This window comes from Sphingomonas lacusdianchii (assembly GCF_022664395.1).
Classification (GTDB): Bacteria; Pseudomonadota; Alphaproteobacteria; order Sphingomonadales; family Sphingomonadaceae; genus Sphingomonas; species Sphingomonas lacusdianchii.
This window is the reverse complement of sequence record NZ_JAKRET010000005.1, coordinates 155,667-176,733: the sequence shown is the minus strand read 5'-3', so window position 1 is coordinate 176,733 and position 21,067 is coordinate 155,667. Positions and strand designations below refer to the sequence as shown.

Annotated in this window: 24 protein-coding genes and 1 tRNA gene; 11 read left to right on the top strand and 14 right to left on the bottom strand. The window is 66.2% G+C overall.

Features of this window, described 5'->3' with window-relative positions:
• Positions 1–15: 15 nt before the first annotated feature.
• From MF607_RS08950 to MF607_RS08935, 4 genes are all read left to right on the top strand, one after another.
• Positions 16–1,761, top strand: a complete 1,746-nt coding sequence (locus tag MF607_RS08950; protein WP_242117658.1) for an acetolactate synthase 3 large subunit — start codon at positions 16–18, stop codon at positions 1,759–1,761.
• Positions 1,762–1,906: 145 nt separating this feature from the next.
• On the top strand, positions 1,907–2,422 hold the full coding sequence (ilvN, locus tag MF607_RS08945; protein WP_242117655.1) for an acetolactate synthase small subunit: 516 nt from the start codon (positions 1,907–1,909) through the stop codon (positions 2,420–2,422).
• A gap of 54 nt (positions 2,423–2,476) precedes the next feature.
• Positions 2,477–3,496 (top strand): ketol-acid reductoisomerase, encoded by a 1,020-nt coding sequence (ilvC, locus tag MF607_RS08940; protein ID WP_242117653.1) that lies wholly within the window; start codon positions 2,477–2,479, stop codon positions 3,494–3,496.
• Between the two features lie 335 nt (positions 3,497–3,831).
• A complete protein-coding gene (locus MF607_RS08935) occupies positions 3,832–4,437 on the top strand; it encodes a YceI family protein (RefSeq protein WP_242117651.1) in 606 nt (201 codons plus the stop codon).
• Positions 4,438–4,453: 16 nt separating this feature from the next.
• On the opposite strand, the gene MF607_RS08930 is transcribed toward MF607_RS08935, so the two are convergent.
• Positions 4,454–4,837 (bottom strand): BLUF domain-containing protein, encoded by a 384-nt coding sequence (locus MF607_RS08930; RefSeq protein ID WP_277925813.1) that lies wholly within the window; start codon positions 4,835–4,837, stop codon positions 4,454–4,456.
• Positions 4,838–5,095: 258 nt separating this feature from the next.
• Here MF607_RS08930 and leuA point away from each other — a divergent pair, with 258 nt between their 5' ends.
• Entirely contained in the window at positions 5,096–6,772 is a 1,677-nt protein-coding gene (leuA, locus tag MF607_RS08925) for a 2-isopropylmalate synthase (protein WP_242117647.1), read from the top strand.
• 61 nt (positions 6,773–6,833) lie between these two features.
• On the opposite strand, the gene MF607_RS08920 is transcribed toward leuA, so the two are convergent.
• The 4 genes from MF607_RS08920 to MF607_RS08905 all read right to left on the bottom strand — a co-directional run bounded on the left by MF607_RS08920 (position 6,834) and on the right by MF607_RS08905 (position 11,303).
• Positions 6,834–7,565, bottom strand: coding sequence for a TorF family putative porin (locus MF607_RS08920; protein ID WP_242117645.1), 732 nt, complete (start codon positions 7,563–7,565; stop codon positions 6,834–6,836).
• Entirely contained in the window at positions 7,562–8,008 is a 447-nt protein-coding gene (locus MF607_RS08915; RefSeq protein ID WP_242117643.1) for a hypothetical protein, read from the bottom strand. The genes MF607_RS08920 and MF607_RS08915 overlap by 4 nt, the downstream gene beginning before the upstream one ends.
• Positions 8,009–8,221: 213 nt before the next feature.
• A complete protein-coding gene (locus MF607_RS08910) occupies positions 8,222–8,494 on the bottom strand; it encodes an SWIB/MDM2 domain-containing protein (RefSeq protein WP_055761337.1) in 273 nt (90 codons plus the stop codon).
• A gap of 160 nt (positions 8,495–8,654) precedes the next feature.
• A complete protein-coding gene (locus MF607_RS08905) occupies positions 8,655–11,303 on the bottom strand; it encodes a TonB-dependent receptor (protein WP_242117641.1) in 2,649 nt (882 codons plus the stop codon).
• 204 nt (positions 11,304–11,507) lie between these two features.
• On the opposite strand from MF607_RS08905, the gene folE reads away from it, so the two are divergent.
• From folE to MF607_RS08890, 3 genes are all read left to right on the top strand, one after another.
• On the top strand, positions 11,508–12,131 hold the full coding sequence (gene folE / locus MF607_RS08900; protein WP_242117910.1) for a GTP cyclohydrolase I FolE: 624 nt from the start codon (positions 11,508–11,510) through the stop codon (positions 12,129–12,131).
• Between the two features lie 34 nt (positions 12,132–12,165).
• Positions 12,166–12,711 carry a hypothetical protein gene (locus tag MF607_RS08895; protein WP_242117639.1) on the top strand — a complete coding sequence of 182 codons (546 nt, stop codon included), beginning with the start codon at positions 12,166–12,168 and terminating at the stop codon, positions 12,709–12,711.
• A gap of 46 nt (positions 12,712–12,757) precedes the next feature.
• Positions 12,758–12,834 (top strand) — tRNA-Arg (locus MF607_RS08890).
• A 256-nt stretch (positions 12,835–13,090) separates the two neighbouring features.
• Here MF607_RS08890 and MF607_RS08885 read toward each other — a convergent pair.
• The 4 genes from MF607_RS08885 to MF607_RS08870 are packed head-to-tail and all read right to left on the bottom strand — an operon-like array spanning position 13,091 to position 15,358.
• The gene (locus MF607_RS08885) at positions 13,091–13,519 is read right to left on the bottom strand and encodes a DUF1178 family protein (RefSeq protein ID WP_242117637.1); all 429 of its coding nucleotides are present in this window, start codon (positions 13,517–13,519) and stop codon (positions 13,091–13,093) included.
• The gene (locus tag MF607_RS08880; protein ID WP_347340872.1) at positions 13,516–14,343 is read right to left on the bottom strand and encodes a carbon-nitrogen hydrolase family protein; all 828 of its coding nucleotides are present in this window, start codon (positions 14,341–14,343) and stop codon (positions 13,516–13,518) included. The genes MF607_RS08885 and MF607_RS08880 overlap by 4 nt, the downstream gene beginning before the upstream one ends.
• On the bottom strand, positions 14,340–14,594 hold the full coding sequence (gene grxC, locus MF607_RS08875) for a glutaredoxin 3 (RefSeq protein WP_242117634.1): 255 nt from the start codon (positions 14,592–14,594) through the stop codon (positions 14,340–14,342). Before grxC ends, MF607_RS08880 begins: the two co-directional genes overlap by 4 nt.
• 32 nt (positions 14,595–14,626) lie before the next feature.
• On the bottom strand, positions 14,627–15,358 hold the full coding sequence (locus MF607_RS08870) for a ComF family protein (protein ID WP_242117631.1): 732 nt from the start codon (positions 15,356–15,358) through the stop codon (positions 14,627–14,629).
• A gap of 42 nt (positions 15,359–15,400) precedes the next feature.
• On the opposite strand from MF607_RS08870, the gene MF607_RS08865 reads away from it, so the two are divergent.
• Positions 15,401–16,231 carry a class I SAM-dependent methyltransferase gene (locus tag MF607_RS08865; protein WP_242117629.1) on the top strand — a complete coding sequence of 277 codons (831 nt, stop codon included), beginning with the start codon at positions 15,401–15,403 and terminating at the stop codon, positions 16,229–16,231.
• Here MF607_RS08865 and MF607_RS08860 read toward each other — a convergent pair.
• Positions 16,224–16,610 (bottom strand): (deoxy)nucleoside triphosphate pyrophosphohydrolase, encoded by a 387-nt coding sequence (locus tag MF607_RS08860; protein ID WP_242117906.1) that lies wholly within the window; start codon positions 16,608–16,610, stop codon positions 16,224–16,226. The genes MF607_RS08865 and MF607_RS08860 overlap by 8 nt on opposite strands.
• A gap of 80 nt (positions 16,611–16,690) precedes the next feature.
• Here MF607_RS08860 and MF607_RS22700 point away from each other — a divergent pair, with 80 nt between their 5' ends.
• Positions 16,691–16,882 carry a Flp family type IVb pilin gene (locus MF607_RS22700; protein WP_277925809.1) on the top strand — a complete coding sequence of 64 codons (192 nt, stop codon included), beginning with the start codon at positions 16,691–16,693 and terminating at the stop codon, positions 16,880–16,882.
• A 131-nt stretch (positions 16,883–17,013) separates the two neighbouring features.
• Entirely contained in the window at positions 17,014–17,193 is a 180-nt protein-coding gene (locus MF607_RS08850) for a Flp family type IVb pilin (RefSeq protein WP_242117625.1), read from the top strand.
• Between the two features lie 64 nt (positions 17,194–17,257).
• Here MF607_RS08850 and MF607_RS08845 read toward each other — a convergent pair whose 3' ends face one another.
• From MF607_RS08845 to MF607_RS08830, 4 genes are read right to left on the bottom strand one after another with little or no spacing between them, the layout of a single operon-like run.
• Positions 17,258–18,205: an acetyl-CoA carboxylase carboxyltransferase subunit alpha gene (locus tag MF607_RS08845; protein WP_242117622.1), complete on the bottom strand. Its 948-nt coding sequence runs from the start codon at positions 18,203–18,205 to the stop codon at positions 17,258–17,260.
• Between the two features lie 11 nt (positions 18,206–18,216).
• A complete protein-coding gene (locus MF607_RS08840) occupies positions 18,217–19,116 on the bottom strand; it encodes a tyrosine-type recombinase/integrase (RefSeq protein WP_347340877.1) in 900 nt (299 codons plus the stop codon).
• A gap of 5 nt (positions 19,117–19,121) precedes the next feature.
• A complete protein-coding gene (locus MF607_RS08835) occupies positions 19,122–20,918 on the bottom strand; it encodes a hypothetical protein (RefSeq protein WP_242117620.1) in 1,797 nt (598 codons plus the stop codon).
• Entirely contained in the window at positions 20,899–21,036 is a 138-nt protein-coding gene (locus tag MF607_RS08830) for a hypothetical protein (RefSeq protein ID WP_242117618.1), read from the bottom strand. Before MF607_RS08830 ends, MF607_RS08835 begins: the two co-directional genes overlap by 20 nt.
• Between the last annotated feature and the right edge of the window lie 31 nt (positions 21,037–21,067).

The following is a 21,067-nucleotide window of genomic DNA, read 5'->3' as shown; positions in this document are numbered from 1 at the left end:
AGGAGTTGAAGACCCATGACCGAGAAGAGCGGAGCCGCCATTTTGGTCGAGGCCCTCGTCGACCTCGGCGTGGAAGTCGTATTCGGCTATCCCGGCGGCGCAGTGCTGCCCATCTATGATGCGCTGTTCGAACATAGCCGAATCAAGCACATCCTCGTCCGCCACGAACAGGCTGCAACCCATGCGGCCGAGGGCTATGCGCGTTCGACCGGCAAGCCCGGCGTCGTGCTGGTCACTTCGGGTCCGGGCGCGACCAATGCCGTCACCGGCATCACCGACGCGCTGCTCGACTCGATCCCGATGGTCGTCATCACCGGGCAGGTTCCGACCGCGCTGATCGGCACCGACGCGTTTCAGGAGGCCGACACCGTCGGCATCACGCGCCACTGCTGCAAGCACAATTATCTGGTGAAGGACCCGGCCAAGCTCGGCCATGTCATTCACGAGGCGTTCCATATCGCCACTGCCGGTCGCCCCGGACCGGTCGTGATCGACATTCCCAAGGACGTGCAGGTCGCGACCGCGCGCTATACCAAGCCCGGCCCGATCCAGCACAAGACCTATCGTCCGAAGGTGAAGGCCGACCGGGCGGCGATCGAACAGGTCGTCGACATGCTGGCCGCCGCGGAACGCCCGGTGCTCTACACCGGTGGCGGTATCATCAATTCGGGTCCGGGCGCGTCGCAGCTGCTGCGCGAACTCGCGCGGATTTCGGGCGCGCCGGTCACGTCGACGCTGATGGGTCTGGGCGCCCTGCCCGCATCCAGCCCGCAATGGCTGGGGATGCTCGGCATGCACGGCACCTACGAAGCGAATATGGCGATGAACGAGGCCGATCTGGTCGTCGCGATCGGTGCGCGCTTCGACGACCGGGTGACGGGGCGGCTCGATGCCTTTTCCCCGCGCAGCCGCAAGGTCCATATCGATATCGACCGTTCCAGCGTGAACAAGATCGTCCGTGCCGATCTCGGCATCATCGCCGATGCCGGTCACGCGATGGAGGACATGGTCCGCGTCTGGAAGGCGCGCCAGCATCCCAAGCCCGACCTGTCGGCATGGTGGTCGAAGATCGATGGCTGGCGGGCGAAGCGCTGCCTCGACTTCCCGGAGTCGACCAAGGAAATCATGCCGCAGCGGGCGATCCGTGCGCTGTACGAGGCGACCAAGCATCGCGCCCCGATCGTGTCGACCGAGGTCGGTCAGCACCAGATGTGGGCCGCGCAGCATTTCGGCTTCGAAGCGCCCAACAAGTGGCTGACCAGCGGCGGTCTCGGCACGATGGGCTATGGCCTGCCCGCCGCGATCGGCGCGCAGCTCGGCAATCCGGGGGCGCTGTGCATCGACATTGCCGGCGAGGCGTCGATCCAGATGAACATTCAGGAACTGGCGACGGCGACGCAATATCGCCTGCCGGTGAAGGTGTTCATCCTCAACAACGAATATATGGGCATGGTCCGCCAGTGGCAGGAACTGACCTATAGCTCGCGCTATTCGAACAGCTATTCGGACTCGCTGCCCGACTTTGTGAAGCTGGGCGAAGCCTATGGCTGGAAGGGCATTCGCATCGAGGACCCGGCTGATCTGGAATCGGGTATCCAGGCGATGCTCGATCATGACGGCCCGGTGATCGTCGACTGCATGGTGGCGAAGCTCGCCAACTGCTTCCCGATGATCCCGAGCGGCGCGGCACATACCGATATGATCCTGCAAGCCAACGAAGTCTCGGGCGAAATGGACGACGAGGCCAAGGCGCTGGTTTGACCTTTTAGTTCCTCCCCGCTCGCGGGGAGGGGGACCGCTCGAAGAGCGGTGGAGGGGGATCGCCTCATACGTATCGCCGGTGGAGGTCCCCCTCCACCAGCCTGCGGCTGGTCCCCCTCCCCGTGCCGGGGAGGAATTTTTCAGAATGCACATCAAGACCGAACAGACCGAACGGCACACGCTGGCCGTGCTCGTCGACAACGAACCCGGCATCCTTGCGCGCATCGCCGGGCTCTTTTCGGGGCGTGGCTATAACATCGAGAGCCTGACCGTGTCGGAGATCACCGTCGACAAGGCGGTTAGCCGGATCACCATCGTCACCAGCGCATCGCCCCCGGTGATGGAACAGATCATCGCCCAGCTCGACCGGCTGGTGCCGGTACACAAGGTCGTAGACCTGACCGTGCAGGGTGCGCATGTCGAACGCGAGCTGGCGCTGGTTAAGGTCGTCGGCACCGGCGAGCATCGCATCGAAGCGCTGCGCCTGGCGGAAGTCTATCGCGCCCGCGTGGTCGATGCGACGGTGTCAAGTTTCGTGTTCGAGGTGACGGGATCGATCGAAAAGATCGACAAGTTCACCGAATTGATGGCCGAAGTCGGTCTGGTCGAGGTTGCTCGCACCGGCATCGCCGCCATCGCCCGCGGACGAGAGGCCGCCTGAACCCATCCATCGCGCCCGAAACCGGGACTGCGCCAATTTCGAAAGGGAACCCACATGCGTGTCTATTATGATCGCGACGCCGATCTGAACCTCATCAGCGACAAGAAGATCGCGATCCTCGGCTATGGTTCGCAGGGCCATGCCCATGCGCAGAACTTGCGTGACTCGGGCGTCAAGAACGTCGCCATCGCCCTGCGTCCCGGTTCGGCCAGCGCGGCCAAGGCCGAAGGCGCCGGCTTCAAGGTGATGCCGAATGCCGAAGCCGCCGCATGGGCCGATATCCTCATGATCCTGGCGCCCGACGAGCATCAGGCCGCGATCTATGCCGCCGACATTCACGAAAACCTGCGTCCCGGCGCGGCGCTCGCCTTCGCGCATGGCCTGAACGTCCATTTCGGCCTGATCGAACCGCGCGCCGACGTCGACGTCATCATGATTGCGCCGAAGGGTCCCGGCCATACCGTGCGCAGCGAATATGTGAAGGGTGGCGGCGTGCCCTGCCTCGTCGCGATCCATCAGGACGCATCGGGCAATGCCCATGACATCGCGCTCGCCTATGCGTCGGGCGTGGGCGGCGGCCGTTCGGGCATCATCGAAACCAATTTCCGCGAGGAATGCGAAACCGACCTGTTCGGCGAGCAGGCCGTGCTGTGCGGCGGCGTGACCCACCTGATCCAGGCCGGGTTCGAAACGCTGGTCGAGGCCGGTTACGCACCGGAAATGGCCTATTTCGAATGCCTCCACGAAACCAAGCTGATCGTCGACCTGCTGTATGAGGGCGGCATCGCCAACATGCGCTATTCGATCTCGAACACCGCCGAATATGGCGACATCGTCACCGGCCCGCGCATCATCACCGACGAAACGAAGAAGGAAATGAAGCGCGTCCTAGCCGACATCCAGTCGGGCCGCTTCGTCAAGAACTTCGTCCTCGACAACCGTGCCGGTCAGCCCGAGTTGAAGGCCGCCCGCAAGCAGGCGGCGGCGCATCCGATCGAGAAGACCGGCGCCGAACTGCGCGCGATGATGCCGTGGATCGGTGCGAACAAGTTGGTCGATCAGACCAAGAACTAACGGCGTTAGTTCGTACTGATCGACCAACCGGCCGGCGCGACAAAGCCCGCCTTTCGGGGCGCGGCTTTGCCGCGACCGACGGGCGGGCGGGCCGCATCCGCTTCCCGTCATTCCGGCGAAGGCCGGCATCCATCGTGCCGGGTAGTGTCGATGGATCGCGAGCGTGCGGCATCCGTGGATCCCAGCCTTCGCCAGTATGGCGGCAGCCGACGCACCCTACTCCCAACCTACGGCACCCAAACCGAAACCAAGTGTTTCGCATCCGGTATTTGACCCGAAGCGCGGCGCCCCCGACAAAGGCGGCATCCTGACTTCGCCTTACCGGAGAGCACCAAATGCGCACGCCCCTGATCCTCGCCGCCGCCCTGTTCGCGGTCGCCGCCCCGACGGTTGCCCAAATGCCGGGCGCGCCCGACAAAGCCCGCGTCACCGCCGGCAACTACACTGTCGACACCGCCCACACCCAGGTCGCATGGCGCGTGAATCACATGGGCTTCTCGATGCTCGACGGCCTGTTCGGCGCGACGGGTGGATCGGCGACGATCGACCCGAAGAACGCTGCTTCCAGCAAGGTGGCGATTGACTTCAACATTGCCGATTCGCTGACCGTCACCAGCCCGCAGTTCGCGAATCACCTCAAGTCGAAGGACTTTTTCGACGTCGCCACCTATCCGACCGCGAAGTTCGTCTCGACCCGTATCCAGCCGATGGGCGACCACTGGATGATGGCCGGCGACCTGACGATCAAGGGCCAGACCAAGCCGGTTCAGTTGACCGTCCGTTTCATGGGCGCTGGCGAGAACCCAATGAACAAGAAGAAGAATGTCGGCTTCGTTGCAACGGGTTCGATCAACCGCAGCGATTTCGGCCTAGGCTTCGCCGTACCGGCGGTGTCGGACAAGGTCGACCTGACGATCAACGCCGCCTTCGTCGCGGCGTGATCCAGCCGCGCGCGGTTCAGGCCGCGCGCATCCCCGCAAAACCTTCGAAGGTGCCGCGCACGCTCGGCGCGGCGCCTTCGACGAGCTTCGCCACCTGTTCTATCACGCTGCCGCTGCCATCATCGGCGGCCATCGCCCAGTCGCCGAATTCGCGCGTTTCGACCGAACGCCGCGACAGCACGACCAGGGCGAAATGACGCGGATCCCGGGCGATGCGGGCATAGGCCGCTTCGACCTTGACCACGTCCCCCTCCAACGCCTGCAGGAACCGCCGCCCTTTCGCATGCAGCAGCCCGGTGATCCCGTCACGCCGGTTGTTGCGCCGCGATTTGGCGAGAATATCGTCGAGATCGATCGTCTCGCTGCTCCGCGCCGTACTCACATAGATTAATTGCAGCATGACATTCCGATGCGTTTCTCATCCAACGTGTTGGCATTGAACCGGAAAATATTACCAACCGGTGTCCCTGCCATCGGTGCTGGACTTTCGGTCCGCTTTTGCCCACAGACGCGTCATGGTCCGCGCGTTCGCCAGCCTGCTACGACTTAGCCGCCCTTAGGGCAGGATCGCACGCGCGTGCGCCTTCCCTGAGGGAGTATCGAACCTTTCCGGCAGATACCGGCGTCCGCACGACGCCCCAGACAGGCTGTAGACGACATGTTGCGCGATCCTTCGACCAAATACCGCCCCTTTCCGACCATCGACCTGCCCGATCGCCAATGGCCGTCGCGCACCATCACTCGTGCGCCGCGCTGGCTGTCCACCGACCTGCGCGACGGCAATCAGGCGCTGATCGATCCGATGGGCGCGGAGAAGAAGAACCGCTTCTTCGACCTGTTGCTGAAGGTCGGGCTGAAGGAGATCGAGGTCGGCTTCCCGTCAGCGGGCGCGACCGAGTTCGACTTCATCTCCGGCCTCGTCAAGCAGGACCGCATCCCCGACGATGTGTGGGTGCAGGTGCTGACCCAGTCGCGCCGCGACCTGATCGAACGCAGCTTCGAAAGCCTCGATGGCGCGAAGCAGGCGATCGTCCATCTCTACAACGCGGTCAGCCCGGCATGGCGGCGGATCGTGTTCGGCATGGAGCGCCCCGAGGTGAAGGCGATCGCGGTCGCCGGCGCCAAGGTGCTGCGCGACGAAGCCGGCAAGCGGCCGAACACCGACTGGCGGTTCGAATACAGCCCTGAAACCTTCTCGACCGCCGAACTCGATTTCTCGGTCGAGGTGTGCGCGGCGGTGATGGAGGTGCTGCAGCCGACGCCGGACAAACCGCTGATCCTGAACCTGCCGGCGACGGTCGAGGCAGCGACGCCCAACGTCTATGCCGACCAGATCGAATGGTTCTGCCGCAACGTGCCGAACCGCGACAGTGTCGTCATCTCGCTGCATACCCATAACGACCGCGGCACCGGCGTCGCCGCCGCCGAACTGGGGCTGATGGCGGGGGCCGACCGGGTCGAGGGCTGCCTGCTCGGCAATGGCGAGCGCACCGGCAATTGCGACCTCGTGACCGTCGCGCTGAACCTCTACACGCAGGGCGTCGACCCAGCGCTCGACCTGTCGGATATCGACGAGGTCGTGAACACGGTGAATTACTGCACCGCCCTGCCCGTCCATCCGCGCACGCCCTATGCCGGCGATCTGGTGTTCACCGCCTTTTCGGGCAGCCATCAGGACGCGATCAAGAAGGGCATGGCGGCGCAGGCGGTGCGCAATGACGGCCTTTGGGAAGTGCCCTATCTGCCGATCGATCCCGCCGATCTCGGCCGCAGCTATGAAGCGGTGATCCGCGTCAATTCGCAGTCGGGCAAGGGCGGCGTGGCGTGGGTGCTGGAACAGGACAAGGGGCTGAAACTGCCCAAGCGGTTGCAGGCCGATTTCAGCCGCCATGTGCAGGCGATGGCCGATACGCTCGGTCGCGAATTGAACGCCGCCGATATCTGGGCCGCGTTCCACGACGCCTATCTGCCGCATGGCAAGGATCGCTATGCCCTGATCGACTATGCCGAGACGCATGCGCCGGGGGGCGGGCCGCCGCGTACCTTTGTCGGGCGCGTCCGGCTGGATGGCGAGGAACGTTCGATCTCGGGCAAGGGCAACGGCCTGCTGTCCGGTCTCCTCGCCGCGCTGCGGGAAGAGGGCGGGATCGACATGGACGTGGTCGATTATAGCGAGCATGCGATCGGCCATGGCGCCGATGCGCAGGCCGCCGCCTATCTCGAATGCAGCCTGCCCGACGGCCGGCGCGTGTTCGGCGTCGGCATCGATGGCGACGTCGCGACCGCCACCGTCCGGGCTGCGCTGAGCGCGGCCAACGCGGCGGCGCGGGGTTAAGGCTACACCTCGACCTTTACTGTATCCCCGCGCGGGCGGGGATACAGCTGTTTCGTAAAGGTCAGAAAGCGACCCTCGCCCGCGCGAGCACCCGGTCGCCGCTATTCCCGCGATCACCGATCGCGCTGACCGGCCGCCCTTCGGCCAGATCGGTCCCGACATACTCGAGCGCCAGCGTCAGCGGTCCGGTCACATGCTCCAGGCCCAGCCGCCAGTCGCGATAGCTGCCCCCCGGCCGCAGTCGGTCGGCACGCACCGGATCGTCGACCGTTCCCGAAGACCGCCCGACCCCGCCGACCAGCGTGAACGGCGTCATCGGAATGCCCGCCACCGCCTGTGCCGACAGATACAGGTTGCTGCCCCCGATCGCGTCCTGCGGCGGCGCGTAAAGGGCACCGGCGGTCAGTTCCAGCGGACCCAGCGTGTAGCGCGCATCACCGCCGATCTCGCCATAGTCCATGCCGCTCGACGCGCCGGCAAAGACATGGCCGATCGCGCGCGCACGAAGCTGGAACGGCCCGACGCCGGTCACGAATGCCGCGCCCAGATCGGCCACCGCATCGGCATTGTCGTGCCGTATCGATCCGCGCAGCGCCGCCACCCGGGCGTCCAGTTCGATCGTTCCCAGCGTGACAGCGAGATCGCCCGACACCGACGCCCGGCCCTCGCTCCAGCTAAGCCCGCGACGCCGCTCGTCGATCGTCGCTTCGACACCGACGGACGGCAGCGACTGGCCATGCGCCGCCGCCAACGGCAGCAGCGACGCCGCACCTAGCATGACCCGGCCGATCATCCTGCCTGGGTCGTTCCGTGCATCCGGTCGATCTCGGCGTGCAGCACGCCGTGATCGTCCTGCGCCAAACGCACCAGTCGCTCGCGCAACTCGGGCTGTCGCAATGCGACCTCCTGTGCGATCGAACGACGCTGCGCGCTGCACCAGCCGGGCCGACTGCCCGCGACGACACCGTCATGCGCGAACGTACGGGCCATGGTCGACCCCGACGCGTGGCGCGCCTGCCGGTCGACGACCAGCCCCGCGCTCCACAAGCAGCGCAGCGTCGAGGGGCGGCCGCCGACGCCGACCGTGCCGACCTGCCTGCGCGTGATCCGAACATCGGCGCTGTACCGGGATTCCACTGCACCGGTGCGGTGGTCGATGCGGACCTCATGTTCCATGCCGCGATCCGGCGCGGCCACCATTGCACCCAGCAACAGCCCGACCATTCCGAATGTCATTCCGGTTCTCCTTATCCTTCTGCGGATGGTCCCGGCCCATGCTGGCCGGTGACCGTCATCGGACTTTCGTCCGATATGTACATAACCGATCGCCACCAGACCGCGTTCCGATATTTTCACCGGCAAAGCTTTGTTACGAAACGAAAAACGCCGCCCGGCAATGACCGGACGGCGTTCGTTCGTAACGGCGGCGCTGGTTTGCGCCGGACATCGTTACTTCATGTGCGCGCTCAGCAGCTTGTTCATTTCGAACATCGAGCACGACTTCTTGCCGAACAGCTTTTCAAGCGTTTCGTCGGCAAGGATTTCGCGCTTATCCTTCGGATTCTGAAGGTCGTGCTTCTTAATATATTCCCACATCTTGCTGACGACTTCGCTGCGGGGCAGCGGGTCGGATCCGGTGATCTTCGCCAGATCGGCCGACGGCGTCACCGGCTTCGCGATTCCGCCCCGGGCGCCGCCGGTCGTCGTGGTTTCCTTGGCCATAATATTTCTCCTATCCCCCTGCAGGGCCGCACCCCGTGGGCACGGCAGGCCGACGGTTATGCAAGGTTACGCTACGGTTGTCGCGGGGGAAAAGCGACAAACCGCACCGACGATTCCACGATTTTTCCGCTCGATCCAGCGTATACCGCCTGTCGCACCGTCAGAAGCCGAACCGTGCGCGCACGCCGTAGAAGCGTGGCATCGCCGGATAGACGCCATAGGTGCCGGTCTGCTCGGGAATCGCGAAGCCGGAAATATTGTAATATTGGTTGGTGATATTCTCGACGAAGAACTCCAGCTGCTTGCGCCGATCGTCGGTCGCAACGCCGATCTTCCCGTTCAGCAGCGGATAGCCGTCATTGCCGACCGTGGTCGCGCCCGTGCCGTCCCGGACGATCGACACGTCGCTGTTATAGCGCATGTCGACATGGAACAGCGCATTGAGCGTGCCGGTCAGTCGCGGCTGCCACGTCGCCGCCACAGTGACAACGTTGCGCGGCTGGTTCAGGAATTGCCGGCCCTGCTGGTTCTGCAGCGGAGTGCCGCTAAAATCGTTATCGGCATCGTAGGACGCGTCGAGCAACGTGTAGCCGAAGCGGAAGCTCAATTCGCGGATCGGCTGGATCAGCGATTCAAGCTCGACGCCCTTGGCGGTCGATCGGGGCACGTTCTGCACCACGAAGCTGTTGCCGGCAAAGATGAGCGACTGCAGCCCCTTGAACTTCTGGTAGAACAGCGCCGCATTGAATGAGAATTGCCGGGTGAAGCTGGTTTTGAAGCCCAGTTCGTAGCTGTCGACCGTCTCCGCCCCGAATTCCAGGTCCGTCGCCTGTGCGCCGTCGCCGCCCAATACGGTCGTGTCGAAGCTCGCCTGATCGAGATTGTAGCCGCCCGATTTGAAGCCGCGATCATAGCTGGCATAGCCGAGGATATCGGGCGTGAACTTGTACGCCAGCTTGGCCGTGCCGGTCAGGCGGCTTTCCGACCGGTCATGGCTGTAATTGCCGTTGAATTCGCTCGACACGGCGGGATTGCAGCTGAGTAGGAACAGGTTCTGGAACAAGGCGGGGCTCGCTGCGCGGATCGCGTTGCGATAGGTCACCGCGCGCGGATCGTTGCCGAGGAAGAAGCCGCACGCCGCCGGATTGCTGTTGACCGTCGCCGCCAGTTCCTTGCGCTCGTAATTGTAGCGCAGGCCGAGCGTCAGCGAGAGCTGGTCGGTGATGTTGACGATATTATGGGTGAACAGCGCGAAGGCGTTGGTATCGACCTGAAAATCATCGTTGTTGTTGCCCTGCCCGGCGACGTTCGGGGTCAGCGGCGTGTTGAAATAGGCGAACAACGCCGGGTTAGCGGCACCCGCCGCCTGCAACTGCGGGCTCTGCGCATAGAGGAGCTGTGAGAACAGCGGCACCGTCCCCGCCGGCAACGCAGCGCCGCCGCGGAGCGCGGTGACGAGCTGCGTAAAGGTCGGCACGTTGAAACTGCCATAGAATTGCGCCGCGCGTCCGATGCCGCCGGCGGAGGCCGGCTGTCCCAGCACGCCCGCCAGCAGCGTATCGACATAGCGATTGGCATCATTGCCCAGCCGCACCGTATCGCGCAGCTTCAGCTGTTCGTTGAGGTAGAAACCACCGACGAGGAAATCGAGCTTCCCGTCGAACAGCTGCCCCTGCAACCGCAATTCCTGCGTGATGTTGCGCAGCGACGACCGGTATCCGTCGCGATAGGCGCGATCGATCCCCGAATAATCGATATCCTGGTTCCGCAGCACCCGGAAATCGCGATAGGCGCTGATCGAGGTCAGCTTCATCTCGCCGACATCGGCATTGATCTCGCCCGACACGCCCCAGTCGCGCACGGCTTCGCCATAATCGCGATTGGGCGACGCGGCCATGCGCCGGTCGGAGGGCGGACCGGTATAGATGCCGGTGCGGCCCTGTTGCGCGGCAATCGCCTGTATCGCCGGGGCGGTCGCGCCGCGGGTGCCGCTGACCACGCCGCAGCATTGTTCATCGGTCTGGTAATAGTCGCCGATCAGCCGGAAGCTGAAGGCCGACGTGTCGTACAGCGCCTGTCCGCGCACATACCAGCGGTTGATGTCGTTGAACGCACGGTCGGAATTGACGTCCTGAATATAGCCGTCGCGCTGCCGCCAGCCGCCGTCGACGCGCAAGGCGAGCTGTTCGGACACCGGCCCGGTCAGTGCGCCCTTCAGCTCATAGGCGTTGAAATTACCATATTCGCCCTCGACATAGCCGCCCAGATCGAATTTCGGCATCGCCGTCGTCACCGACAGCGCGCCTGCCGAAGTGTTCCGCCCGAACAGCGTCCCCTGCGGTCCGCGCAGCACCTCGACCCGCTCCACCTCGGGCAGTTCGGCGATGGCGATGCCGGCGCGGGCGCGGAACACGCCGTCGATGAACACGCCGACCGCCGGTTCGAAGCCGGGATTGTCGCCCGCCGTGCCGACACCGCGAATCGACAGCGACGTCGACACCGCCGACGACTGACCGGTCGTGGTTTGCAGCGACGGGGCAAGCTGTTCGAGGCCACGGATGTCGCGCACCCCGGCATCGTCGAGCAGCTGCGCATTCACCGCGGTTACCGCGATCGGCACGTCCTGGATCGGTTCGGCGCGACGGTTGGCGGTGACGATGATCTCGTTCCCCCAATCGTCATCGGTCGTTGTCCCTTCCGACTGGACGGCGGCGGGTTCGGTCGCCGGAGTCGCGGTCTGTGCGATCGTCGGGCTGGTGCCGGCGACCATCGAGAGAGCGGTTGCGGCCAGCAGTTGGAACTTCGTCATGACATCCCCTCATCCGCGCTGCCGATATCGTCCGGCTAATGCAGTTGGCATTTGGTGACGGAGCATCTATCCCGCGTCAACGGGCAACCTGCACCTTCGTACAGCTTTTATCGGCGAACGGGTATGGAAGCCACAGTCGCGCCGATGCAGGGATTTTATGCGGCGGATGCGAACAAGTTCGAATATCGGGAATGGACGACGATCATGTGTGACGCGAATGACGATGCCGGGACCGGCGACCTGGTGGCATCGGCGCCGAAAATTCCGGTGCCCGACGACGTCGCAGAAGCGATCCGCACCCTGATCCGCTGGACCGGCGAGGACCCGAACCGTGAAGGGCTGCTCGAAACGCCGCTGCGCGTCGCCCGTGCGTGGAAGGAATATACGCAGGGCTATGCCGACGATCCCGCCCGCCACCTCGAACGCGTTTTCGAAGAGGTCGGCGGCTATGACGAGATCGTCCTGCTGCGCGACATTCCGTTCCAGTCGCATTGCGAACATCACATGGCGCCGATCGTCGGCAAGGCGCATATCGCCTATCTTCCGAAGGATCATGTCGTCGGCATCTCGAAGCTCGCGCGCGTCCTGCACGGCTATGCCCGCCGGTTGCAGGTGCAGGAGCGGCTGACCGCCGAAGTCGCCGACTGCATCTGGAACGGGCTGCAGCCGCGCGGCGTCGCGGTGGTGATCGAGGCAGCCCATGGCTGCATGACCGCGCGCGGCGTCCGCACCCCGGGCGTCACCATGACGACCAGCCGGATGATGGGCGTGTTCCGCGACGACGAACGCAGCCGCAAGGAAGTGCTGGCCCTGATCGGGCGCGGATGACGGAACGGTAGCGACCAGTCGACGTTTTGGAACGATGAACCGTTACGCCGCGCTGCTCATCCCGTTCGCGCTCGCCGCCTGTTCGGCCGAGCCGCCTGCCGACGCCAACGCGACGCAGGCGGCGATGCCGGTCGGTTCGTTGGGCGGTGTCGAACCGGCAGCCAATGGCGCGGTCGTCTCGACGCGCGGCGTGCCGACATCGCCGTCGCTACATACGGCGTCGGAATTGCAGCCGCTTGTCTATGACGACTTCAAGGACAAGGACCTGCTGGGGTCGGGCTGCGCCTTCCATGCCGGTGCCGGTACGCCCACGCTGCTGATGGTCCGCGACGAAGGCGACGGGCTGGTCAAATATGACAAGCGCTTCCATCGCATCACCGCCGCCACGCCCGGTCGCGAAGCGATACAGGGTGGTGCGATCCTTGCCGGCGACGGCGTGTCCTTCACCCTCGCACACCAGCCGGGCAATCCGGTGCAGGGGAGCACCGCGACGCAGGCGTGGCCGGCGACGCTGACCATGCGCACCGCCGATGGGGGCGAGCGCGTCTATCGCAATGGCCGCTGGGAATGCGGCAGTTGATCGCCCCCGTTGCACGACGGGCGACGGCATTCTACAGCGCACGGACGGTCTCGTAGCTCAGCTGGACAGAGCGCCGCTTTCCTAAAGCGGGCGTCGGGGGTTCGAGTCCCTCCGAGACCACCACCCCAACCCGGGCGATCGAAAGAGGCGTGGGTGGCGTCGACCCCCAGTTCGGCGAGTGTCGTTCCGCCGAAAGGCTGCCGCATGTCGGTCACCGTCATAACGTGATGACAAGAGATAGATCCGTTCGTGCTGCGTAGGGGCTGAGCGAAGTCGAAGACCCGTATCGAAGCACCTGCCACCGACGGTCCTTCGATACGCCATTTCGACAGCTCAATGGCTACTCAGGACGAACGGGTCGGGTTCATCTTCTCCGACCCTAATTCGCCCGCTCGGGCGGCACGACCGGCAGTAACAGTGGCGCTACGGCCACGCCCTCCTCGACTAGCGCCTTCGCCTCGGCACGCGTCGCCTGGCCATGGATCGTCGCCGGTTCGGCATCGCCGACATGCATCGCCCGCGCCCGATCGGCAAAGGCGGTGCCGACCCATTCGCTATTCGCCAACGCCGCCTGCTGCGCCTGCGCCAGCGTCTGCAGCGCCGCCTTCATCATTTCGGGCGTGGGGCCGGCGGCGCGATCCCCCTTCGGCGCGATATTGGGCGCCATCACCGCCTTCTCGATCGTCGCATCGGAACAGATCGGACATTGGATCAGCCCCCGCCCCCGCTGATCGGCATAGGCGTCGCTGGAGGCGAACCATGCCTCGAACACATGCGCATTGCCGCAGCGCAGGTCGAACACGATCACGCGACGATCCCGACCGGCGGGATCGCGCGGCGATGCTCGATCGCCGGAATCCGTGCGCGCACCGCATCGACCTGTGCCGGGTCGATGTCGACGAAGCCAAGGCCCGCCGCGTCGCCCATATCGAGCAACACCTTGCCCCACGGATCGACGACCAGCGAATGGCCATAGGTTATCCGGCCGTCCGCATGGCGACCGGCCTGTGCGGCGGCGACGACGAACGCGCCCGCTTCGATCGCACGCGCGCGCAGCAGGACGTGCCAATGCGCCTCACCGGTCGGCACCGTAAAGGCCGCGGGCACCGCCAACATGGTTGCGCCGGCATCGCTCAACGCACGGAACAGGTCGGGAAAGCGCAGATCGTAACAGATGGTCAGCCCTAGCCGACCGACCGGGGTCGCCACCACCGTCGCCGAATCGCCCGGCGCGTAGCTTGCCGATTCGCGCCAGCTCTCACCGGTCGGCAACGTCACGTCGAACAGGTGCAGCTTGTCATAGCGAGCCCTCACGGCGCCGGCCGCATCGATCACATAGCCGCGATTGGCCAATCGCCCGTCCGCCCGCCGCACCGCCAGCGACCCCAAATGCACCCAGATGCCGACCCGCGCCGCCGCCTCGCTTACCGATCGTAGCACCGGGTCGGCGTCTTCGGTCGCGATCGACGCGGCTGCGCGTTCGCGGTCCCGGTCGATCAGGCCGGACATTTCAGGCGTGAACAGCATCGCCGCACCACCCGCAGCCGCCTGCTCGATCGCCTCCACCAGCACGGCAGCATTGGCGTCGCGGTCGATGCCCGCCGTCATCTGGAGCAGCGCGATACGGGTCACGCCAGCAGCGCGTCCAGCTTGCCCGCGCGTTCCAGTGCCGCGAGATCGTCGGACCCGCCGACATGGGTATCGCCGATGAAGATCTGCGGCACCGTCATCCGCCCGTTGGCGCGCGCCAGCATCTCCTGCCGCTTCGCTCCGCCCAGCGTGATGTCGATCTCGTCATAAGCGGCGCCCTTCTCGTCAAGCAACCGCTTGGCGCGGGTGCAATAGGGGCAGAACGCCTTCGTATAGATGATGATATTAGCCATGCACGATCAGGTGTGACTGGCGGTCGGGCTTGTCAATCGTCCGCACCGATGACTCTTGCCCAGCACAGGATCGTCACCCGCGTCGCACCGGCGGCACGCAGCACTTTGGTACAGGCGGCAGCGGTCGCGCCGCTGGTATGGACATCGTCGACGAGCACGACCGTCTGCCCGGCGATCCGCCCCGGATCGGACGCCATGAACGCACCGCGCACCGCCTGCGCGCGCCTGCGACCGTTCATCCCCTTCAGCGCTGGCGTGGGGTGCGTCCGTCGCAGCGCGTCGCCTGCGACCGCGACACCCGACAGGCGCGACAATCCGTTGGCGATCAGCAGCGCCTGATTATAGCCGCGAGTCCACAACCGTCGTCGATGCAGCGGTACCGGCACGATCAGGGTCGCGTCGTCCGGCAGGTGGCGACGCATCAGCCGCGCCATCGTCTCCGCCAAGGCCAGCCGACCGCCATATTTCAGCTTGAGCGCGACATCGCGCGCGACCGGGCCATAGGCGACGGCGGCGCGCAGTCCGTCATGCGCCGGTGGCGCGGCAAGGCACGGCGCGCACCGCAACTCTCCTCCCCGATCGATCGCGAACGGCGCCCCGCAGGTCGCGCACGCCGGATCGCCCAGAAAGCGTAGTCCCGACCAGCACTTGGTACAAAAACGGTGATCCGCCTCGACGACCTCGCCACAGCCGGGGCAGCGCGGCGGCAGCGCCAGCGCGACCAGCCGGTTCAGTGCGGCGACAGGAGCGCGGGCAAACGGCATGCCCCCTTGTCGCCGCGCGCGCCACCCGGCACAAGCGGCGGCGTGAATGCCCCCGATATCTTCGATCGTCAGCGCCGCCGCCTGCATCGCGACCGTGCCCGGCCGGGCTTCGCGCGCGCCGATTTCCTGCACCGTTATATGCTGGAGGGGATTGAGGACCGGTTGCAGGCGGTGACGCGACAATTCACCGACGTGCTCGACCTCGGCTGCCACGATGCCGCCTTCATGCCCCCGACGGGCGCCCGCATCGCCCGCTTCGATCCGGGTTTCGCCTTTGCCCACGCGGCAGGCGGCGTGCAGGGAGACGAGGACCGGCTGCCCTTTGCCGATGGCGCGTTCGATTTGGTGGTGTCGGTCGGCGTGCTCGACAGCGTCAACGACCTGCCCGGCGCGCTGACGCTGATCCGCCGGACGCTGCGCCCCGACGGCCTGTTCCTTGCCGCCTTCACCGGCGGCAGGACGCTGGCCACGCTGCGCCAATCACTGCTGACTGCCGAGGGCGATCGGCCGGCTGCGCGTGTCCATCCGCAAATCGATCTGCGCTCGGCCGGCGACCTGCTGGTTCGGGCAGGCTTCGCGCTACCCGTCGCCGATTCGGAAACGCTGACGGTCCGCTATGCCGGGCTGGGCCGGCTGGTCGACGATCTGCGCGGCATGGGTGCGACCGGGCTGCTCGATCCCGCGCCGCTGGGTCGCGCAGGATTGATGGCGGCGGCCGGTGCCTTTGCCGACCGCGCCGATCCCGATGGCCGGACCGTCGAGCAGTTCGAGGTCATCTACCTGACCGGCTGGGCCCCTGCCCCCAGCCAGCCGCAACCCGCCCGCCGCGGCAGCGCCACCGCGTCGCTCGCCGACACGCTGCGGCCTAGATAAGCGCTTCCAGCAACCCGATCAGCGGCCGGTCGGCGGGCGGCATGGCGAGTGCGTGCAACTGTACCGGCCGCAGCCATTTGAGCGCGGTCGCATGGCGCGCGACCGGCATCCCCTGCCATTTGCGCAGCGCGTAGAGCAGCAGCAGCAGATGCCGCTCGCCCAGCGCCTCGCTGGCAAAGGCGGCCGGCGCCAGACAGCTATGGTCGACGACGATCCCCAATTCCTCGTCCAGTTCGCGGACCAGCGCCGCCTCGGGGGTTTCGCCCGGCTCGATCTTGCCGCCGGGAAACTCCCACAGCCCCGCCATCGCCGTCCCGGGCGGGCGTTGCTGGACGAGCACCCGGCCATCGCCATCGATCATCGCCGCGGCGGTCACCATCAGGAAGTGGGGTGGAAGCGACAATTTCTTAACCTCGCCGGCGTTAGGGGTCGAATCGGTCTTGGCGGAGTAGAAGGTCCATGCGTTGCGCGCAGCGCCCGCTACACAGTCTATGGCGCGATCGGCGTGGAGCCACTGCCGTCGAATATGGCATGATCCTCGCGATCGTCGCGATTGCGATCGCCGCTGCCATCGCTGGCGTGGGCGACATTAACGGCAGCCTGTGGAACGGGGTCGCGACCAACGTCATCGAGCATAGCCATGTTGGTTAACCATCGAAATATTGTCGGTAACCTTCCCGCTTAAAACTTTATCAACCGAGTTCTTCGTACACTGCGCCTGCTGACCGGGCATCGTCCGAACGGCCGGGAAAATTGAAGTACGCAGAACCACGGAGACCGATATGCAGAAGATCCGCACCTTTCTGAAGAACAGCAAGGGCGCCACCGCGATCGAATACGGGCTGATCGCCGCGCTGATCGCCGTTGCCGCCATCACCGCCATGCAGGGCCTGGGCAACCAGCTCAGCAAGACTTTCAACAACGTTTCGGGCCAGATGGCGGCGACGAAGGCCGGCGGCTGATCCTTACGATCACCGATTGCGAAAGGGCGGCGGGACTTCGGCTCCGCCGCCCTTTTCATGTCGGTTACAGCCGGCCCATCTTCAGGAACTTCTGCCGCCGCGCCTGGCGCAGCGACGCGGCCTCCATGCCCGACAATTCGCCCAGCGCCGTATCGATCGCATCACCCAGCGCCGCGATCGCCGCACCCTTGTCGCGATGCGCAGCGCCCAGCGGTTCGGGCACGATCCGGTCGATCACGCCCAGCGACTTGAGATCCTGCGCGGTCACGCGCATCGCCTCGGCCGCTTCCGGCGCCTTGTCGGCGGTGCGCCACAGGATCGATGCGCACCCTTCGGGCGAGATCACCGAATAGACGGCGTGCTCCATCATCAGCACGATATTGCCCGCCGCCAGCGCGATCGCGCCGCCCGATCCGCCTTCGCCCAGGATCGCCGACACCATCGGCACGCCGAGGTTCAGCGCCGCCTCGGTCGAGCGGGCGATCGCCTCTGCCTGTCCGCGCTCCTCGGCCTGGATGCCGGGAAACGCGCCCGACGTATCGACCAGCGTCACCACCGGCAGCGCGAACCGGTCGGCGAGTTGCATCAGCCGGATCGCCTTGCGATAGCCCTCGGGCTTGCCCATGCCGAAATTGTGGCGGAGGCGGCTGGCGGTATCGTCGCCCTTCTCATGTCCGATAACCACCACCTTGCGCCCGCGGAACCGCCCGATCCCGCCGAGGATCGCCGAGTCGTCGGCAAAGGCGCGGTCCCCGCCCAGCGGCATGAAATCCTCGACCAGCGAGGCGACATAGTGCTTGAAGTGCGGCCGCTCGGGATGGCGGGCGACCTGCGTCTTCTGCCACGGCGTCAGTTTGGTATAGGTTTCGCGCAGCAGCCGGTCGGACTTGGTCTGCAACCGCCCGATCTCGGTCGCGATGTCGAGTTCGCCATCGGCGGCGGTATCGCGCAGTTCGTCGATCCGCGCCTGCAATTCGGCGATGGGTTTTTCGAAATCAAGGAAGCTAGCCATGGGTCCGCGCCCTATGGCCGTGTCCGCCCGGCGTCAATCAGCGGGTGCCGCTCGTTGACCAGCCGCACCAGCCGCGACGCATCGACATGGGTATAGATTTCGGTCGTGGCGATATCGGCATGGCCGAGCATCGCCTGCAACGCACGCAGGTCGGCGCCGCCTTCCAGCAGATGCGTGGCAAAGGCGTGGCGCAGCACGTGCGGGCTGATCCGGTCGGGCGCGATGCCGGCCTCACCCGCCAATGCCCGCACGATCTGATATAGTCGCATCCGGCTGAGATGCCCCTTGCCCGACGGGAACAGCCACGGACTGGCCGCCGGCACATGCGCGCGCCAGCGGACGACGGCGGCCCGCGCGCGATCCGACAGCGGCAGCATCCGCTCGCGCCCGCCCTTCCCCTTCAGGATCAGATAGGGTCGGTCCGACACGATCGCGGCACGCGGCAACGACACCAGCTCGGTCGCGCGCAGTCCCGATCCGTAGAGCAGTTCGAACAGCGCCGACAGCCGCAGGTCGTTGCGATCGGGCGGCACCCGTATGATCCGTGCCTCGATCGCCGCGAACATCGCATCGATATCGCCGCTCGACAGCGTCTTGGGCAGCGGCCGCGACGTGCCCGGCCGGGGCAGCGCCGCCCCCGGATCGTCCGCCCGCAATCCCTCATCGGCCAGAAAAGCAAAGAATCGCCGCAGCGCCGCCGCCTTGCGCGCTACCGTCGACTTGGCAAGGTCGCCCCAGCCATCGGCCAGCCGCCCGATCGCCACCGCATCCGCCTCGGCCAGCCGCCCGCCCAGCGCCCCGGACGCCATCAACAAATCGGTGCGATAGGCGGCGACGGTATTGCGTGCCGCCCCCGCTTCCGCCGCCATCATTTCGAGGAAACGGTCGATCAGCACCCGATCGCCGCCGATGCCGCTCACGTCCGCGCGATCGCCTCGGCGGCGATCATCCGCGCCTCGCCCTCACGCCCCGCCGCGCGCAGTGCCGCGACGATATGGAACAGCGCCACCGGCGACACGCCGCGCCAGTCGCGCGTCTGCATGCCCGTTGCCGCCAGCAGCAGCACCGTGCCCGCCTCGCCGCGCACGCCCGACCGATCGATCGCATCGGTCCACGCGTTGCGCGCGCCGATCGCGACGTTCAGGTCGCGCGCCAGCCCCTGCACCTGATCCTGCGGCAGGCGCCCCAGCCCCGCCAGCCCGGCGAACAGCAGCTGGCCCTTGCGCCCATTCTGCCCGGCATAGTCCGACACCGCGCCGACCGGAACCGATCGTCCCATCGGATCGGCCAGCGCCAGCATCGCCCAGCCATCGCTGCCAACCGGCACCACCGGCCGCCAGCGCAGCGCCGGCAGGTCGAGTCCCGCGGTCAGCATCGACGCGATCAGCTGATCCGCGTCGCCGACATGATCGGCAACCGGCGCGATCATCGCCGCCGCCCTTGCCGTCAGCACCCGCCGGGCATGGCCGAGCGGCGTCGTCGCCGCCGGTTCCCAGAATTGCCGCAGCATGGTCAGCCGCTGATCGTCATTGCCGGTGAAGGCGGTGCGCAAATCGGTGGCCAGCGCACTTTGCGCGCTGCTGGCATCCTCATCGGCCAGCAACTGCGCATACAGGTCGACCAGCGCCTCGCTCGACAACACACCCTGTGCCGCCGCGAACTCGCCATCGGTCAGCCGGACATTGGGCGCGAATTGCGGCGCGGTCGCGTGCCAGTAGCGGACCTGCGGACCGACCCCGTCGAACATTTCCGCCGGGACCGGCGTCGCGCTGGCGGCGGCCATGCCATATCGCCATGCAGTCAGCCGGTCGACGCCGTCCCATTCGATCGTCGCCGCCCGCCTGCCCTGCGCGCCCTTGCCGACCAGCTTTTCGGCGAGCGCCACGTCGATCGCGCCGCCGCCCGGCGCCTGTCGCCGCGCCTGGTCGACGATCCGCCCCGCCTCGCGCGCCTCGCCCTTCAGGCCGAGGCAGACGGCATTGGCCAGCCGCCATCCGCGCTCGTTCGACACCCGCATCGCCGGTGCGACAAGCGGGCACATGCCGCCCGGATCGCCGGTCGCCAGCAACGCCTGCATCGCGATCTGATAAAGTTTGGGCGTATAGTTATCGATATCGACCGACTGGACCAGCGCGCGCGCCGCCGGCCCCTCCCCCATCCGCACCAGCAGCCATGCCCGCTCGGCGGCGAAATCCGCACCGTCGACGCCGCCCGGCGTATCGATATCGGCGACCAGCGCCCGCCGCAGCGCGATCGAGAGCCAGCGCGAGGCGACCGGCGCGTCGAGCGAGCGCATGATCCGCTCCAGCCACGGCCCATCGGCCGCGCCGAACGCGTCGCGCCTGAAGTCGCTGCCCTGCCCCGCAATGCCGATATTGGTCAGCGACCGGCGCGCGAAATCGGGCAATTCATATTGCCGAAGCGCCTCGGCATCGATCGGCACGGTCGATGCGGACGGGGTCGGCGTGGGCGTCGGCGTCGCGCCCGGCAATCCCGGTATCGGCTGGACGATCGCCGCGGGCGGCGCGAAGTTCGGTGCGCCCGGGGCCGCCGAGCCACTCGGTCGCGGCGTCGGCGTCGGGGCCGGTGCATCGCCGAACCCCGGCGGCAGCAGCGATTCGGGTACGTCCTGCCCCGTTGCCGGTACCGCGATCGCGATCAGCGCCGCCGCGGCGACCCCGATCCGCAACCGGTCAGTTGGCGAGATTTTCAAGCGAGACCGCCTTTTCGATCTGGGTCGGCTGCTGCTCGATCGAACGTCCCGCCAGCAGGAACATGCCCGCGATCAGCGCGACCACGACGACGAGAAGGATGACAAGCGAACGCGACATGGATCAAATCGTCCCGGTAATTTGGCTCGAA

Excerpts from the sequence above, each read along its gene's own strand:
- MF607_RS08950 (WP_242117658.1), top strand. The coding sequence starts at position 16 with ATGACCGAGAAGAGCGGAGCCGCCATTTTGGTCGAGGCCCTCGTCGAC.
- ilvN (WP_242117655.1), top strand. The coding sequence starts at position 1,907 with ATGCACATCAAGACCGAACAGACCGAACGGCACACGCTGGCCGTGCTC.
- ilvC (WP_242117653.1), top strand. The coding sequence starts at position 2,477 with ATGCGTGTCTATTATGATCGCGACGCCGATCTGAACCTCATCAGCGAC.
- MF607_RS08935 (WP_242117651.1), top strand. The coding sequence starts at position 3,832 with ATGCGCACGCCCCTGATCCTCGCCGCCGCCCTGTTCGCGGTCGCCGCC.
- MF607_RS08930 (WP_277925813.1), bottom strand. The coding sequence starts at position 4,837 with ATGCTGCAATTAATCTATGTGAGTACGGCGCGGAGCAGCGAGACGATC.
- leuA (WP_242117647.1), top strand. The coding sequence starts at position 5,096 with ATGTTGCGCGATCCTTCGACCAAATACCGCCCCTTTCCGACCATCGAC.
- MF607_RS08920 (WP_242117645.1), bottom strand. The coding sequence starts at position 7,565 with ATGATCGGCCGGGTCATGCTAGGTGCGGCGTCGCTGCTGCCGTTGGCG.
- MF607_RS08915 (WP_242117643.1), bottom strand. The coding sequence starts at position 8,008 with ATGACATTCGGAATGGTCGGGCTGTTGCTGGGTGCAATGGTGGCCGCG.
- MF607_RS08910 (WP_055761337.1), bottom strand. The coding sequence starts at position 8,494 with ATGGCCAAGGAAACCACGACGACCGGCGGCGCCCGGGGCGGAATCGCG.
- MF607_RS08905 (WP_242117641.1), bottom strand. The coding sequence starts at position 11,303 with ATGACGAAGTTCCAACTGCTGGCCGCAACCGCTCTCTCGATGGTCGCC.
- folE (WP_242117910.1), top strand. The coding sequence starts at position 11,508 with ATGTGTGACGCGAATGACGATGCCGGGACCGGCGACCTGGTGGCATCG.
- MF607_RS08895 (WP_242117639.1), top strand. The coding sequence starts at position 12,166 with ATGAACCGTTACGCCGCGCTGCTCATCCCGTTCGCGCTCGCCGCCTGT.
- grxC (WP_242117634.1), bottom strand. The coding sequence starts at position 14,594 with ATGGCTAATATCATCATCTATACGAAGGCGTTCTGCCCCTATTGCACC.
- MF607_RS08870 (WP_242117631.1), bottom strand. The coding sequence starts at position 15,358 with ATGCCGTTTGCCCGCGCTCCTGTCGCCGCACTGAACCGGCTGGTCGCG.
- MF607_RS08860 (WP_242117906.1), bottom strand. The coding sequence starts at position 16,610 with ATGGTGACCGCCGCGGCGATGATCGATGGCGATGGCCGGGTGCTCGTC.
- MF607_RS22700 (WP_277925809.1), top strand. The coding sequence starts at position 16,691 with ATGCGTTGCGCGCAGCGCCCGCTACACAGTCTATGGCGCGATCGGCGT.
- MF607_RS08850 (WP_242117625.1), top strand. The coding sequence starts at position 17,014 with ATGCAGAAGATCCGCACCTTTCTGAAGAACAGCAAGGGCGCCACCGCG.
- MF607_RS08845 (WP_242117622.1), bottom strand. The coding sequence starts at position 18,205 with ATGGCTAGCTTCCTTGATTTCGAAAAACCCATCGCCGAATTGCAGGCG.
- MF607_RS08830 (WP_242117618.1), bottom strand. The coding sequence starts at position 21,036 with ATGTCGCGTTCGCTTGTCATCCTTCTCGTCGTCGTGGTCGCGCTGATC.